The following is a 14,794-nucleotide window of genomic DNA, read 5'->3' as shown; positions in this document are numbered from 1 at the left end:
GCGTTTTCCAGCAAAGGGCGGATGGCTTCGAATTGTTCGCGACTGATATCGCTGGGGTAAGGGGTTCTCATTGGGCAAGCATCGCCGGTCTGGAGCTAGATGAAAAGACTTTGAACAGGTTCTAAGACAAAGCCCCGCTTCAAGGCGGGGCTTGCAGAATGATCTGTTGACTAGCTTGGTCTGTAACGCGCTTCGATCTTCTCAAATGTGGTGGCGTATTCGGGCTGCACATAAGGCTTGAGCAGCGCCAATACTTGCCGTACTCCTTGCTTGCCAGTTTCTTCCGTCAGTGGAATATCTGGGCGCACGGTTTGTTGGAATGTGAACCAGAATTTCACGATCAACCAGGCTGTGGTTGCCAATGGTTGAATCTCACCCAGCTTGACCGACAAAAAGCCGATGCTGGCGAATTCGCTGAATGCACGTGCCAGCACTGGTGCAATGTCATTTTTTACGAAAGCTTGGTAGTCGCTTTGCAGTTGCGGGTTACGGCTTAACAGGCCAGGAAGATCGTAAAAAAGAAACCGGTACTGCCACATGGCGGTAAATGCGGCGTCGAGATACTGCCCTAAGTCCTCTGCTTGTAACGCCCGGTTCTCCGGCACGCTCAGGTGTTCTCGCATGTATTCCTGATACAAGCGGAAGATCTGATAGACGATCTCTTCCTTATTACGGAAGTGGTAATACAGATTGCCTGGGCTGATGCCAAGGTGGGCAGCGATATGATTGGTCGTGATCGGGCGTTCGCCATGCTCGTTAAAGAGTTGGAGACTTTCCTGCACGATGCGGTCGTAAGTCTTCATTGTCATTCAAAGCAAAGTGTAAGAATGACGTAATATTACACGACTTGAGTAACTGCTCTAAAGTCCGATTTGGACACATAGAACCAGGTGGGTGTAATAAGGTGAGATTATGCGATGAGAGGGAGGTGGCGAGCCCGACCCTCGGCACTTACCTACATCGCTGTGGCTGCTTCCTTCCGGACCTGACCAGATTCACGACTTGGCAATGCGAGGAGACCCGCCATTGAGGAACAACAATCCGTCAAGGCGACGAGAGCGTTATTCTAACACCGTATCTGCTACGGAGTCGAATTCAACCGCACCGCGCCATTGGATATCCCCGCACAGGACGTGGGGGTTACCGTCGAGTAATAACCCTAGCGACAGGGTGATGCAGTGCTCTTCACCAACGATTGATAAATAGGGACGGGATATCTGCAGCTCGCCAAAACGCTTCATAGCCTGGCGGAAATAGTGACGACGGGACCAAGTGGCGCCATGCGTGTCGTCCAGCGGAGAGAAACGTGGTGTGACAGCGCGTTCGCTTGTGCCTTGAGTATTGACGTTGACTTGGCGCCCAGCGGCATCCAGCAAGTAATAACGCAGTGCTGCCGGCTCGACCATGAAGGCTTGGGCTGAATAGGAAAATGGTTCAGCTTCGGCCAGTCGCGCCGCGCCTTTCAACAAAGCACAGCAGTAAGGGGCGAGTTGTTGTTGATTGCTTTCAATATCGAGCCGCATGCGGGTGTTGAAGTTGTTCCATAGGTCCTGGAACAAGGGCGCGGTTGGCCCGCTTCTCAACAATCCAGGGGCGGGGCGGGCAAAATAGTAGCCCTGGACGAGATCGCAATCTGCTTCCAACGCCAAAAATGCCTCTTCCTCTGTTTCTACGCCTTCTGCCAGTACCAACGAGCCGGCCTCATGCAATAAGCTGACCAAACCAGGGAGGATGAGCCGTGCTTCCCCGTTACTGGTGGCATTGGCAATCAACGTCCGGTCAAGCTTGACGATCTCAGGGCGTAGCCGCCAAACCCGGTCAACATTGGAATGACCGGCCCCGAAATCATCAATCGCGATCAGACAGCCAATTTCGCGGAAATAATCAACTGAACGCGCCAGGGCTCGCTGATTCTCAATAGCAGTCTCGAGTACCTCGATGACAATACGCTCAGGCGGCAGGCCGACTCGTTCCAATAATTCAGGAAAGAAATAACCGTAACGGCTCATTTGCGCATAAGCGTTGGGCTCGGCGTTCAGAAATAGCCATTGCGGTGGCTCACTTGTTTTGTCGGATAGCGAACAGAAATTCTGGACGTGCAGCACGCGGGATAGCCGGTCCAACGTAACCAATTCCGGCTCGTTCGTCGACGTGGTGAATACAGTGGTTGGCGGCAGAGCTTGACCAGATGTTGTCCATGCCCGCATCAGGCCTTCATACCCCACGACTCGCTGATGAGCGAAGCTGAAGATAGGCTGGAAGTAGCTGTTGAGCATCAACCCACGATGGCTGGCCGTGTAATGGGGCTCCTGTTTCTGTAACAGGTCCAGCAAATCGTTCAGTTGGAAAATAGGAGGGGAAGGCATGGGCGGAACACAGTGTATCTGTTTGAGTGGTTTGACGCTCAACCGGTGCTCAATTCACCACGAAGGCTGATCGGCAGTTTGTCTTCTGGCCCCAATACGCTGGTGCGCTGAGACAATAAAAAGTAGAGCTTACAGAGTGCTGCCTCGGGGGTCATATCGCAGCCCGAAACCAAACCAGCCCGTGCGAGTGCAGAACCTGTTGCATAGTTATCCATATCAACCCTGCCAGAGACGCATTGGGTGGTATTCAAAATCAGCGTATGTTGTTTGTGGGTACTGTGGGACAGTGCAGCCAACAGCTCAGCATCAGCATCTGGGGCATTACCTGCACCGTAGCTTTCCAATACCAGCCCGGCCAACGGTGGTTCTGCAAGCAGTAGCTTCTTGAGGATTTCCACATTGAAGCCTGGGTACAACTTGAAACCGGTAATCGGTAATGCTGGGTTGATTGGGTGAGCTTGGAAAGCGCCGTGTGGCTTAGGGAGACAAAGCGCGATATTAAGTTCGTAATGTCCCTGAACCCGTCCCAGGATAGGATAGTTAGGCGAGCCAAATGCGCCCATTTCTGCTCCCCAGAGCTTACGGCTACGATTGCCGCGAAGCAGCTGGCGATTAAATGCAACACACACTTCGAATAGGTTTGGTTGAGTTGCCCACTGAAACGCATCGATCAGGTTCTGTTCCGCGTCATTAGGGTGTTCCGACAGCGGCACCATGGCGCCTGTCACGACAACAGGCTTCCCCAGGTTCTCCAACATGAAGCTCAGCGCAGAGGCCGTATAGGCCAGCGTATCAGTGCCATGGATGATGACAAAGCCATCGTAATCGGCATAGTTGCGTGAAATGTCGGCTGCCATAGCGTTCCAATGCTCAGGTTTGAGATTGGATGAATCGATAAGTGGCGCGTATTCCTTGAGGGTGTAGGCAGGGAAATTGGGTGTTCGGGCCGCAATCTGCGCCAGCTCAGCAGGTAGATAGCCTGGTACCGGAGAGTGCCCTTGAGGCGTGGCCTTCATGCCGATGGTGCCACCGGCGTAGATTACAAAAAGGTGTTTGGCGGGCATAGTAGGTGGGATTCGAGTAAAATCCGTGCTTTGTTTTGCGCACAAGTCCGGCAGTTGTTTGGAATCGCTTTAAAAGGCCATGGGCCAAGTTTCCAGGTATTACGTGTCGGGCGGACTTTACCGCGCTCTCATCCAACTAGCCAACCATGTCCATTATTGATAACCGTAAAGCTTTTCACGACTACTTCATCGAAGACCGCTTCGAGGCGGGTTTGGTATTGGAAGGCTGGGAAGTGAAATCTATTCGTGCGGGCCGTGTGCAGATCAAGGAAGGGTATGTGATTCTACGCAACGGCGCTTTTTGGTTGGTGGGCGCACATATTTCGCCCCTGACCTCGGCGTCGACCCATGTGCTGCCAGATCCTACGCGTAGCCGTAAATTGCTGCTGAATCAGGCGGAAATCAACAAGCTGATAGGTAAAGTCGAGCGTGCCGGTTACACTCTGGCCCCGCTTGATATGCACTACAAGGCGGGTCGCGTGAAACTGGCGATCGGTTTGGCAAAAGGTAAGAAGCTGCACGATAAACGCAACAGCGAGCGGGACAAGGATGCCCAGCGTGAAGTGCAACGTGCCATGAAGGTACGGCAGGGGTAAGGCCGAAGAACCAGTCTGACCCCTTGCTCTAGTTCGCGAGACTTTGAGCAGGTTTTGGCTCGCTGCATGCATAGTCAGGGTATGTGTCTGTCGTCCTAAAGGATTTTCTCTGGGGCCATTGGCAATGTAACCAGCGCTTTACAGCCGCATCCCTGCTCATTTTCTCCTATTTCGACTCGCCCACCATGTTGTTCCGTGATTTCCCGAACGATGGACAAGCCAAGGCCTGCACCCTCTGCCGGCACATTGTCACCGCGAAAGAAACGTTGAAATACCTGTTCCCGTTGTGATGGCGGAATGCCGGGTCCATTGTCAGCTACGCTGATCAGCGCGTTGTCCCCGCACCGTTGGACGGATACGGTTATCCAGCAACCTGGTGAAATGTAGCGGCAGGCGTTGTCGATCAGGTTCCCTAGCATTTCTTCCAATAGCTGCGGATTGCCGATCAAGCCCGATAGTTGGTTTGCGCCTTCGTAACCCAGGTCGATTTGCCGGGCAAGGGCTGCTGGTACAAACCGTTCTGTGACACTACGTGCCAGCACAGCCAGATCAATTTCCGATGCACCCATGTGAACCTGTGCAGACTCCGCACGAGACAAGGTCAACAGCTGTTCAGCTGTATGAATGGCGCGAGAAGCGCTTTGCTCGATTTCCTTTAATACATCTTGTGAGGCAGCATTGCGTGGGTCTTTCAGGGACAGCTGTACGTGTAGCTGAAGTGCAGCTAACGGGGTGCGCAATTGGTGAGCAGCATTGGCAGTAAAGCGCTGTTGCACATTCACAGCGGTTTCCAGGCGCGCCATCATGTGATTGATGGAGTTGATCAGTCCGCGTACTTCGCGAGGCGCGGTACCAAGGTCAAGTGGAGAGAGATTGTCGAGTGATCGACTGGCTGCTTCGACTTCCAGTTTGACCAATGGTGCTAAGGCGCGGGAGATGCCATCCCACAAGACGGCGATAGTCACTGCCGCCAGTACCATCATCAATCCAATCAATGCGATGAGTACGTCGCGAATCAAGGAGTCCCGCTTATAGCGTGTCTCGCCGACTTCGACCAAAGCGGTTTTACCATTCTCCAGATCGATGACCATACGGGTCAGACGTAGCGGCCCCAGAGAGGATTTGATGTCCTGGAAGAGGGCTCTTCCATCAACCGGCATCTCGGCTTTTAGCGGAGTAGGCAAACCATGCTGGCCAAGCACTCGGTTTTGGGTGAGATCAGTAACGCGATAGACAATGACGTCGTATTGGTCTGCCAGCAGGACGCGTTGAGCAGAAGGGGGCAGATCGAGACGAACGACCCCATTGTGCAGCGTCACCTGCTTTGACAGGCTGATGGCTAAATCAAGCAACGCCCGATCATAAGCGAGGTTGGCATAACGATCCGCCAGGGCATAGCCGACAACTGATCCCATCAAGGCCACGACAGATAGTGCTGCGACCAACCTGGTGGTCAGCGTACGGCGCAGGGAGTGCCTAGTCAGCATCTGGCGCTTCCTGTAAAAAATACCCAACGCCTCTTACTGTCAGTATAACCAGACCTGCTGGCACCAACTTGCGCCGGAGGCGATGGATGTACACCTCGACGGTATTTTCACCAGCGGCCAGTTCGGTATCCCCCATACGCCATGCCAGTGTTTCTTTGGTTACGACCTTACCGGCTTGCTGTAGCAAGGACTCGAGCAAAACCGAATCCTTGGCTGATAACGTCAAGGCTTGCCCATCCACCACTGCTTGGCGTGTCGGCCAGTGCCATTCCAATTTGCCCAGCGTCGTTACTGCGCCATGACCGCGACGCAGTTGTGCACGTACACGGGCTTCAAATTCCGTGAGATCGAAGGGCTTGGTCAAATAGTCATCTGCACCGCTGTTTAGACCGGCAATGCGGTCTTCCAGGCGGTCGCGTGCGCTAAGTATCAGTACGGGCACCGATTGGCGCCGTGCGCGCAACTGCCTTAATACATCCAGCCCATCTAGTCCTGGCAGCCCAAGGTCCAACACGACAAGATCAAATTGTTCCGATGCCAAAAGGGTATCTGCATGCTCGCCATTGCCCACTACGACTGGTTGATAACCCATACGAGCCAGCGCTTCCCGCAGGCCACGTTGTAAGGCCGGGTCATCTTCGGCAAGCAATATACGCATATTCGCTTTCAGTTATGTTTAAGCTTGTTTGGTTAGCATGGTGACTATTTGATGAATAGTCCCCGTTTGAAATGGATATCAGTTTGCCCCAGCAATCACAGCAATGCATGTTGCTACATGGTTTGATCAGCAGCCCCGCAGAATTTTCTGCGATGCGGGCGCCTTTGGCGCAACAGGGCATTGAACTGCATACGCCTGTGCTGCCGGGTTACAGCTATACACAAAATATGCAACCACGGCGCTGGCAGGATTGGCTTGCCGAAGGGGAGCGGTTGCTCGAAAACACGATAGTTGATGATCGAACAATCGCACTCGGGGGTCTATGCATAGGCGCTATTTTGGCATTGGCGCTGGCGGCTGAGCATCCTAACCGGGTCAACAAGCTGATATTACTGTCTCCTACTTTGTATTACGACGGCTGGGGACTTTCCCGTTGGCGCTGGATGCGCCAATTGGGCTATTTACCTGGATTGCGGCGTTGGATTGGTACTGCTGAACGGGAACCCTACGGCGTCAAGAATCCGCAAATCCGCAAATGGATTGCCCGGGAGCTTGAAAAGCAGGCCGTTTCGGCTGCGGGTGCTGCCAAGTTGCCCCTGTGGGCTGTCCATGAGGCGGAACGCCTCATCGCGCATACCAAGCGGCAACTGCACCGTATCGATATGCATAGCCTGATTCTTCACGCCAGGGAGGATGAAGTGGCCAGCCTGAGAAGTCCGGAATATCTGGTCGCCAAGCTTAATAAGGCTAGAACCCGATTCACGATTCTGGAAAACAGCTATCACATGGTGACGCTGGATAACGACAGACAGCTGGTCAACCGTGAAATTGTCGACTTCATGCATGGTCGGTCGGCGCCGCAACCTATTACTTCGAATAAACAGTTATTTAACTTGATGCAAGGAACGCAAGCATGTCAACAACCTTAACCACTCTTCAGGACCTGATCGTAGAAAAATACGGCGTGGACCGTGCCGAATTGTTGCCGGAGCGCCCGCTCAGCGAATTTGGTCTCGATTCACTCAGTCAGGTGGAATTGCTCTTTTCCGTGGAAGAGGCATTCGACATCACCATCTCTGATGATCGCGCCCAGGTAGGCAATCTTGCAGAATTGACCGCACTGGTCGATGAGTTGTGCAGTATGGCTGCTGTGGCATGAAGCATGCCGTCGTAGTGACGGGCATTGGGCTGATCAGCCCCTTGGGTAACCAAACAGGGGCTGTATTCGAAAGCCTAATGCAAGGGCAGTCAGGTATTCGCCTGTTGCCTGGTGAACAGTCGAATGGGGTTGCAACGGCTGCTGGTGTGGTTGATTTTGCGCCAGATCCCTGGTTCAGTCGTTTGCAATTGTCTGGTGTTGATCGTGTAAGCCAGATGGCTGTCGCAGCGGCTGACTTGGCGTTGAAAGATGCGGGCCTTGCACAAGATGCACTTGCTGATGCAGGCGTCTACGTGGGATGCGGCATGGGGGGAGCCAGTGCGATTGAAGCTTCATATGCCGGCCATTTTTCAGCCAAACCGCGTGTTTCACCGTTATCCGTCGTTGCCAGTATGACCAATGCCCCTGCAGCGCATGTTGCGATGCGTTTTGGGGTAGGTGGTCGCGTCATGACTTACTCCATTGCGTGTGCTTCGTCCTCTGTCGCGATAGGGGAGGGTTATCGGTCCATTGCAAGTGGTGAGACGGATATTGCTATCGCGGGTGGTAGTGAAGCGCTGTTGGTGCCTTGTGTGATTCGGGCGTGGCAATCCATGCAGACATTGGCGGTGCCCGATGCTGTATACCCTGAAACGGCATGCCGTCCTTTCTCGACGGACCGTAGTGGATTGGTACTGGGCGAAGGTGCTGCCATGTTGATCATGGAGCGTGAGGACCATGCGCGTGCTCGTGGTGCGAACATTTATGCGCGTATCAGTGGCTTCGGTATGAGCTGTGATGCAGTACACATTACACGTCCCGAACCCGATGGGCAGGCACGCGCACTACGTGCCGCACTACGCCATGCCGATTTAACACCGGCCGATGTTGGGTACTGCAATGCCCACGGTACCGCTACCATTGTGGGGGACCCGGTTGAATGTGTTGCGCTGCGGGAAGTATGGGGAACCGATGCCGACAACCTACTGGTCAGCTCAACCAAGTCCATGCATGGTCATCTTCTTGGTGCCGCTGGAGCGCTTGAAGCTGCAGTCACTGCCTTGGCAGTTCATCACAAGCAGATTCCACCTACTGCACATTGTGTTAGCCCAGATCCGGCATGCAATATGCCACTGGTAAAAGATACCGGTATTGCGGCATCTAATTTGAAAGCAGCCATCAGTAATTCATTTGCTTTTGGTGGAACCAATGCAGTGTTGGTATTCACTGCGGTGTAACTCCTGTCACGATCTGCTGCAATTTAACCGCTGATGGTCAGTGTTGCAGCAGATCGTGAATAAATAGGGGCTGACCTCCGATTGCTTGAGGTCTTTCAAGTTTCTATCCTGAAATAGACAAGAATGTGAGTAAGCCCGGTTAAATTGCGCTCGCGAGACAGGGCAGTGTTTGAATGCGTATATTTGTATAGGTTAATGTCGCCTTACTTTTTCATTTGGACACTGTCTAATGGGCTTAGATCTACGAACGCTTGTCATTACCGAAGCATTAATCCTGATGCAATTGGCTGCGCTGTTATATGTGGCTGGCCAAAGAATGCGAGATATTGTTCGCGGACCGACTGCCTGGGCTGTAGGGGTGCTGGGTTTCGCTATTGCGCAGCTGCTGTTTGTATTGCTCGATACCCCGGGCCATGGACCAAGCAAGGTATTGGGCTATTTACCTGCAGCATTGGGGAGTAGTGCAGTGTTGATTGGTTTTGATGATTTTACTGATCGTCATCGTCAATGGCGGGGCATATCGGTTTTACTGACTTTTGTTCTACTCGATTCTCTATTTCAGGCATTCGTCTGGACCAGTTTCCCAATGCAGGCTTTCAGTTTCAGCCTGGTACAGCTGGCTTTTGTCGCGCTTGTTTTGCCGCGCCTTTATCGTAAGGTGCCTGGTCAGCAACAGCTTGGCTTCAAATTGATGCGTTTTCTGGCTTGGGGGTGGGGGGCTATCAACCTGGCGCGTATGGTGGCGGTTGCCATCAGCCCTATACGGGATTCGCAGTTTGGCCAGACCGTGCAGCTGGCTTACTTCATCATGTCCCTGTTTTTTGGTATTTGGTTGGTGCTGGGCTGCTGGTGGTTGATGCATGAACGTCTGACATCGGGTCTGATGCATGCGACAACGCGTGACGCCCTGACCGGTAGCCACAATGCACGTGGTTTTGCTGACCTACTGCAAAGGGAATCCAGCCGCCTGGCGCGGCATTGGTCACCGACTTCAGTAATGCGGGTGATGATTGATGACTTCGCCACGCTATGCAGTAACTACGGCTCGATAGCGGGTGATCAGGTGCTCGTTGCATTTGCAGATGTTGTCCACGAGGAGCTGCGTGATGTGGACGGCTTGGCCAGACTTGAAATAGATCAATTCGCCATTCTGCTGTTGAATGCGGACAAGGAAGGTGCTGCTACGGTTGCAGAGCGGCTGCATCGTAGAGTAAAGGATCTGGTGGTCTATTCGCCTGCTGGGCCAATTTGGTTTACAGCCAGTGTCGGCGTTGCGTCCTTGCCTAACTTGGAAACAGAGTTGAGTCTGGTATTCAAGCAAGCTGAGCATGCGTTGTTCCAGGCGCATAGGGCCGGGGCCGACAGTATGGTGATGGCGCCAAGTACGACCTGAGTATCTGTTCAAGAACGGCTATCAAATTGATATCACTGGCTGAGGCACGCTTTGGGTTGCTTCAAACTCATTCATCCATACGTTAGGCGTAGCGGGCTGGCTCCTGTAAAATCCGGTTTTTGCAAGGAAAGCCTGCCCGTTTATGGACAAAATCCTCATCCTGGACTTCGGTTCGCAAGTCGCCCAACTGATTGCCCGTCGTGTTCGCGAAGCCCATGTTTATTGCGAACTGCACCCTTACGATATGTCTCTGGCCGAGATCAAGGCGTTTGGTCCTAAAGCCATTATTTTGTCGGGCGGGCCGAATTCCGTGTACGAAAGCGACTATCAGGCGGATACCGGCTTGTTGGAATTGGGTGTACCGGTGTTGGGCATCTGTTATGGCATGCAATGGATGGCGCAAACACTGGGTGGTAAGGTCGAGGCGGGAACAAAGCGTGAATTTGGCTATGCGGAGATTCGCGCCCGTGGCCATTCGCAGCTTTTCAATGGTCTACAAGATCGTACCAATACGGAAGGTCATGGCCTGCTGGATGTGTGGATGAGCCATGGTGACAAGGTGACGGCCATACCCGAAGGCTTCAAGCTAATTGCCGAGACGACTTCCTGCCCGATTGCTGCTATCGCTGATGAAGCACGTAAGTTTTATGCTGTGCAGTTCCATCCGGAAGTGACCCATACCAAGCGCGGTACCGACATGTTGCACCGGTTTGTCCTGGGTATTGTAGGCGCCCAGCCAAGTTGGACTATGCCCAATTACATCGACGAAGCCGTGAAGAAGATTCGCGAGCAGGTTGGCGATGAGGAAGTCATCCTGGGTTTGTCGGGCGGTGTGGATTCCAGCGTTGCTGCTGCGCTGATTCACCGTGCGATTGGCGACCAGCTGACCTGTGTGTTCGTTGATCATGGTCTGTTACGTCTGAACGAAGGCGACATGGTGATGGACATGTTCGCGCGTGGTCTGGGAGTGAAGGTGATCCGTGTTGATGCCAGCGCTGAATTCATGGGTCACTTGGCCGGTGTAACAGACCCGGAAGCCAAGCGCAAGATTATTGGCCGTGAGTTTGTTGAAGTCTTCCAGCGTGAGTCCAAGAAGCTGCCAAACGCGAAATGGTTGGCGCAAGGCACTATCTACCCGGATGTGATCGAGTCGGCTGGGTCCAAAACCAAGAAGGCGCACACAATCAAGAGCCACCACAATGTAGGTGGTTTGCCTGAAACATTGAACCTGAAGCTTTTGGAACCCTTGCGCGAGTTGTTCAAGGATGAAGTCCGTGAATTGGGTGTGGCGCTGGGTTTGGCCCATGAAATGGTTTATCGCCACCCATTCCCAGGCCCCGGCCTTGGCGTGCGTATTCTGGGTGAAGTAAAGTCCGAATACGCCAGCTTGTTGCAGCGTGCCGATGCCATCTTTATCGAAGAGTTGCGTAATACAGTCGATGAGCATAGTGGCAAGACCTGGTATGACCTGACCAGCCAAGCCTTTGCTGTTTTTCTGCCTGTAAAGTCTGTTGGCGTGATGGGTGACGGCCGTACCTACGAGTGGGTGGTAGCCCTGCGTGCTGTGGTCACCAGCGACTTTATGACTGCCCACTGGGCTGAGTTGCCATATTCATTATTGGGCCGTTGTTCGAATCGCATCATTAATGAAGTACGTGGCATCAACCGAGTTGTCTACGATGTGTCGGGCAAACCGCCTGCAACAATAGAATGGGAGTGAAAAGTCGTCTGGCAAGGACTGGCAAGAAATCCGAAGAAAGCCCTGATTTATCAGGGCTTTTATATTTTTGTCTGGCAACGACGGGCAGTGGCTGGCAACGGTAAGCAGCAGAAAGTGATGGTATTTTTGATGGTACTTTTTTTCCTACTCTCAGCAACCTCGCTTCGTACCATCAAGCACTTTTTGTCCGAATGATGGTATCAAATCTGCGTAAGTTGTTGATATAAAATATGATTCATTACGAAAAACACCCCTTTAAAATGATGGTATCAAAATCAGGAAAAAAGGTGGCTTTAGAGAGGAAATCAACATGGATTTTCCTCTAACTGTCTGTTTCATAGCAGGTTTTTCGCTTGGATTGGTTCATCACTGTAGTAGGAACAAATCTGCCAAAAAAATGCTTACAGATACCCAGCTCAAAAAGCTCAAGCCAACCATGAAGGCGTACAAAATTTCAGACAGGGATGGTCTTTATGCGACCGTTCTCACTACAGGCACAATCTCGTTCCGTTACAACTACCGCATTAACGGTCGCCAAGAGACGATTGTTCTGGGGTGTTATGGCGTAGGAGGAATAACGCTTGCGGAAGCAAGAGAAAAGTTGGTGGGGATTAAAAAAGACTTAAAAGGCGGGATATCACCCACCCGCCAGAAAGCACGGGACAAACAAAAGCAAAAAGAGTCAGGTACGTTTGGAGAGTGGGCAAAGCTCTGGATTCAGCGTCACACAATGGCAGACTCAACGCGAGATATGCGCATATCGGTTTTTGAGCGTGATCTCAAGAATCCCTTTGGGCGACTCCAAATGGGGGAAATTACACACCAAGATTTACGTCGTTTATGCACCCAGATTGTCGAGCGAGGGGCCCCTGCGACGGCTGTGCATGCCCGTGAGATTGTTCATATGGTCTATCGCTTTGCAAACGAACAGGGCCATAAATTCGAAAACCCGGCCGATGAGGTACGCCCTTGCTCCATTGCGACATTCCAATCGAGAACCACCACACTGTGGGACTAAGCGGTGCCATCATGGCGTGCCCGGCCGCCAAACCTGTCCCCAGCATGGCAGCGCCATTGCCTGCCATCTTGTAGCGCAACGCGTTGGCTTTGCCGTATTGGGCGCGCAGACGGGCAGCTTGGCGCATTTGCTCGTTGATGCGCTTTAGGCGGCCTTCCTGTTGAGCCAGTGCGGCGCTGGCCTCGGACGTAGCGGCCTTCAGTGCCCGCTGGTGGCTGGCAAGCTTGCTGGTCAAGATCCCGCTCGCTGCCAAGCTGGCCCGTAAGCGCTGCTGTTTGGCCTGTAGCTCTTGGTGCTTGTTACTGAGTTGCTGCGCTTCCTTCCTCGCCGCTTCGAACGACTTACGCAGGGCATTGCTCGGTATTTCGGTGGCTTTCAGCTGCAAACCCAATGCCTTGGCATGATCCTTGGCTTCTTGAAGGGTACGGCTGGTCTTGGCGAGCTGTTCGCTGGTTGTGCGGTAGCTATCAACTTGGCCGGTCGTCTTGTTCAGCTGCGACAGCTTGTCACGAAGGTCTTTGATTTTGGAGGTGGTAGTGCTGCCCGCTGTGCTGACGCGCTTAAGCGGTGCAGTGATCTTGTCGACTGCGGACAAGAAGACCTGTAGCCGGAGTTTCTGGTCGCTCTTGAGGGGGTATGCACTCAGATAGAAAGATTACCTATCGTCGCCGACCAAGGTTGGAATGTCCGTGACGGATACTTGTGCGATGGGACGATACAAACACGTCAGTAGCGAGAAATTTTTAAGGGGCGGTGGAACTATTCTGCAGCGCCTTGTGTTCGCAAGGCGCCTTAAGTGGTAGCTTGCGGGGTTCGACGCCGCAAACCCGCACCAATACTGGAACAGCGCCTTGGTCCAGGTTGCCTGCGGCCACTTGTTTTTCGCCAATATCTCATATTGGCATAGTGACTAAAGATGAAAGAAATTATGCAAGCATTGCACGCTTCGGAAATTGACCAAGTATCTGGTGGGCAAAGACAGCCGATGACCCGGAATGAATGTAATGACTACGTTATCCGCTCCTTGATGGATGGCTATAGCACTCTGTTCTTCAGTAAAAAGTTTCGGGAGAAATGCATGCTCCCCAAAGCGGCTAGCTAACTCCTTACGCAACGTTTCACTCTGACGTATTTGCCCCCATCGTTCCTGACAGCAATCAACTACTGAAAACAGGGCTTGCTGCCCTGGTTTCTGGTTATGCATGGGGATTTCTAAAGGGCGGTGGAAACTTTTACGCAGCACCCTGTGTCCACAACGTCCCTTAAGTGGCAGCTTATGCGGCCTAACCCTGCAAACCCGCACCAGTACTGGAACAGCGTATTGGTCCAGGTTGTCTGTTGCCACTTGTTTTTCGCCAATATCTTGTATTGGCATAGCGACTAGAGATGAGAGAAATCATGCAAACATTGCACGCTTCAGAAGTTGACCAAGTAGCTGGCGGGCAAAGAGCGCCTACAAACCCGCGTGAATGTAACAACTTCATTATCAAGTACACGCTGGCTGGCCTAACTAGTCCATTTTCTAGTAGAGATTTTCAGGAGAATTGCGTGCTTAGAAAAGAGCCTAACTAACGCTTTACGCAATGCCTCACCCTGGCGTGTGTGCGCCAATCGCCCATGCAGCAGTCGGCTATTGGAAACAGGACTTGCAGCCTTGGTTTCTGGTCATGCAGGGAAGATTTTTAAGGGGAGGTGGAACTTCTATGCGGCACCCTGTGTCCACAACGTCCCTTAAGTGGCAGCTTATGCGGTCTTTCCCCGCAAACCCGCACCAGTACTGGAACAGCGTATTGGTCCAGGTTGTCTGTTGCCACTTGTTTTTCGCCAATATCTCGTATTGGCATAGCGACTAGAGATGAGAGAAATCATGCAAACATTGAACACTTCGGAAATTGCCCAAATAGCTGGTGGGCAAGGGCAGTTTACAACCCTGGCTCAATGTAACAACTACGTTATGCGCTACTTGCAGCTTGGTCATAGTGCCGCGTTCCTCGGTAATCCCCCCATTTTTAAGGGGAGTCAGAAGTAGCGCTATGCGACCATGGCCAGCCGCTGTATTGGGGTAATACCGCCCAAGGCCATGTTAGGGCGTTCGTGATTGTAGAACCAGATCCAA

At 52.6% G+C, this 14,794-nt stretch carries 14 protein-coding genes and 1 other RNA gene; 9 read left to right on the top strand and 6 right to left on the bottom strand.

Features of this window, described 5'->3' with window-relative positions:
- Positions 1-170: 170 nt before the first annotated feature.
- From ACUHMQ_RS18385 to ACUHMQ_RS18370, 4 genes are all read right to left on the bottom strand, one after another.
- Entirely contained in the window at positions 171-803 is a 633-nt protein-coding gene (locus ACUHMQ_RS18385) for a TetR/AcrR family transcriptional regulator (protein WP_445296914.1), read from the bottom strand.
- 124 nt (positions 804-927) lie between these two features.
- An RNA gene (ffs, locus tag ACUHMQ_RS18380) (signal recognition particle sRNA small type) lies at positions 928-1,025 on the bottom strand.
- A gap of 36 nt (positions 1,026-1,061) precedes the next feature.
- Positions 1,062-2,366 carry a sensor domain-containing phosphodiesterase gene (locus ACUHMQ_RS18375; RefSeq protein ID WP_445296913.1) on the bottom strand — a complete coding sequence of 435 codons (1,305 nt, stop codon included), beginning with the start codon at positions 2,364-2,366 and terminating at the stop codon, positions 1,062-1,064.
- Between the two features lie 38 nt (positions 2,367-2,404).
- Entirely contained in the window at positions 2,405-3,430 is a 1,026-nt protein-coding gene (locus tag ACUHMQ_RS18370; protein WP_445296912.1) for an asparaginase domain-containing protein, read from the bottom strand.
- A 146-nt stretch (positions 3,431-3,576) separates the two neighbouring features.
- Between ACUHMQ_RS18370 and smpB the strand changes: the two genes are divergently transcribed.
- Positions 3,577-4,026, top strand: coding sequence for an SsrA-binding protein SmpB (smpB, locus tag ACUHMQ_RS18365; protein WP_445296911.1), 450 nt, complete (start codon positions 3,577-3,579; stop codon positions 4,024-4,026).
- Between the two features lie 95 nt (positions 4,027-4,121).
- On the opposite strand, the gene ACUHMQ_RS18360 is transcribed toward smpB, so the two are convergent.
- Complete coding sequence (locus tag ACUHMQ_RS18360; RefSeq protein WP_445296910.1) at positions 4,122-5,513, bottom strand: sensor histidine kinase; 1,392 nt, start codon at positions 5,511-5,513, stop codon at positions 4,122-4,124.
- Positions 5,503-6,171, bottom strand: a complete 669-nt coding sequence (locus ACUHMQ_RS18355) for a response regulator transcription factor (protein WP_445296909.1) — start codon at positions 6,169-6,171, stop codon at positions 5,503-5,505. The genes ACUHMQ_RS18360 and ACUHMQ_RS18355 overlap by 11 nt, the downstream gene beginning before the upstream one ends.
- An 83-nt stretch (positions 6,172-6,254) precedes the next feature.
- Here ACUHMQ_RS18355 and ACUHMQ_RS18350 point away from each other — a divergent pair, with 83 nt between their 5' ends.
- The 8 genes from ACUHMQ_RS18350 to ACUHMQ_RS18315 all read left to right on the top strand — a co-directional run bounded on the left by ACUHMQ_RS18350 (position 6,255) and on the right by ACUHMQ_RS18315 (position 13,285).
- Positions 6,255-7,100 (top strand): alpha/beta hydrolase, encoded by an 846-nt coding sequence (locus ACUHMQ_RS18350; RefSeq protein WP_445296908.1) that lies wholly within the window; start codon positions 6,255-6,257, stop codon positions 7,098-7,100.
- Entirely contained in the window at positions 7,085-7,330 is a 246-nt protein-coding gene (locus tag ACUHMQ_RS18345; protein WP_445296907.1) for a phosphopantetheine-binding protein, read from the top strand. The genes ACUHMQ_RS18350 and ACUHMQ_RS18345 overlap by 16 nt, the downstream gene beginning before the upstream one ends.
- Positions 7,327-8,547, top strand: coding sequence for a beta-ketoacyl-[acyl-carrier-protein] synthase family protein (locus ACUHMQ_RS18340; RefSeq protein ID WP_445296906.1), 1,221 nt, complete (start codon positions 7,327-7,329; stop codon positions 8,545-8,547). Before ACUHMQ_RS18345 ends, ACUHMQ_RS18340 begins: the two co-directional genes overlap by 4 nt.
- A gap of 229 nt (positions 8,548-8,776) precedes the next feature.
- Positions 8,777-9,940, top strand: coding sequence for a GGDEF domain-containing protein (locus tag ACUHMQ_RS18335; protein WP_445296905.1), 1,164 nt, complete (start codon positions 8,777-8,779; stop codon positions 9,938-9,940).
- 142 nt (positions 9,941-10,082) lie between these two features.
- Entirely contained in the window at positions 10,083-11,660 is a 1,578-nt protein-coding gene (gene guaA, locus ACUHMQ_RS18330; RefSeq protein WP_445296904.1) for a glutamine-hydrolyzing GMP synthase, read from the top strand.
- Between the two features lie 310 nt (positions 11,661-11,970).
- Complete coding sequence (locus ACUHMQ_RS18325) at positions 11,971-12,678, top strand: tyrosine-type recombinase/integrase (protein WP_445296903.1); 708 nt, start codon at positions 11,971-11,973, stop codon at positions 12,676-12,678.
- 16 nt (positions 12,679-12,694) lie between these two features.
- A complete protein-coding gene (locus tag ACUHMQ_RS18320; protein ID WP_445296902.1) occupies positions 12,695-12,826 on the top strand; it encodes a hypothetical protein in 132 nt (43 codons plus the stop codon).
- 141 nt (positions 12,827-12,967) lie between these two features.
- The gene (locus ACUHMQ_RS18315) at positions 12,968-13,285 is read left to right on the top strand and encodes a hypothetical protein (RefSeq protein ID WP_445296901.1); all 318 of its coding nucleotides are present in this window, start codon (positions 12,968-12,970) and stop codon (positions 13,283-13,285) included.
- Positions 13,286-14,794: the final 1,509 nt, after the last annotated feature.

This window comes from Chitinimonas violaceus, from assembly GCF_052601015.1.
Note: the sequence above shows the minus strand (reverse complement) of the source record. Positions and strands in the feature narration are given on the sequence as shown.

Coding starts and splice junctions, on each gene's coding strand:
- ACUHMQ_RS18335 (WP_445296905.1), top strand. CDS start 8,777: ATGGGCTTAGATCTACGAACGCTTGTCATTACCGAAGCATTAATCCTG.
- ACUHMQ_RS18340 (WP_445296906.1), top strand. CDS start 7,327: ATGAAGCATGCCGTCGTAGTGACGGGCATTGGGCTGATCAGCCCCTTG.
- guaA (WP_445296904.1), top strand. CDS start 10,083: ATGGACAAAATCCTCATCCTGGACTTCGGTTCGCAAGTCGCCCAACTG.
- ACUHMQ_RS18355 (WP_445296909.1), bottom strand. CDS start 6,171: ATGCGTATATTGCTTGCCGAAGATGACCCGGCCTTACAACGTGGCCTG.
- ACUHMQ_RS18375 (WP_445296913.1), bottom strand. CDS start 2,366: ATGCCTTCCCCTCCTATTTTCCAACTGAACGATTTGCTGGACCTGTTA.
- ACUHMQ_RS18360 (WP_445296910.1), bottom strand. CDS start 5,513: ATGCTGACTAGGCACTCCCTGCGCCGTACGCTGACCACCAGGTTGGTC.
- ACUHMQ_RS18325 (WP_445296903.1), top strand. CDS start 11,971: ATGGATTTTCCTCTAACTGTCTGTTTCATAGCAGGTTTTTCGCTTGGA.
- ACUHMQ_RS18385 (WP_445296914.1), bottom strand. CDS start 803: ATGAAGACTTACGACCGCATCGTGCAGGAAAGTCTCCAACTCTTTAAC.
- ACUHMQ_RS18370 (WP_445296912.1), bottom strand. CDS start 3,430: ATGCCCGCCAAACACCTTTTTGTAATCTACGCCGGTGGCACCATCGGC.
- smpB (WP_445296911.1), top strand. CDS start 3,577: ATGTCCATTATTGATAACCGTAAAGCTTTTCACGACTACTTCATCGAA.
- ACUHMQ_RS18345 (WP_445296907.1), top strand. CDS start 7,085: ATGTCAACAACCTTAACCACTCTTCAGGACCTGATCGTAGAAAAATAC.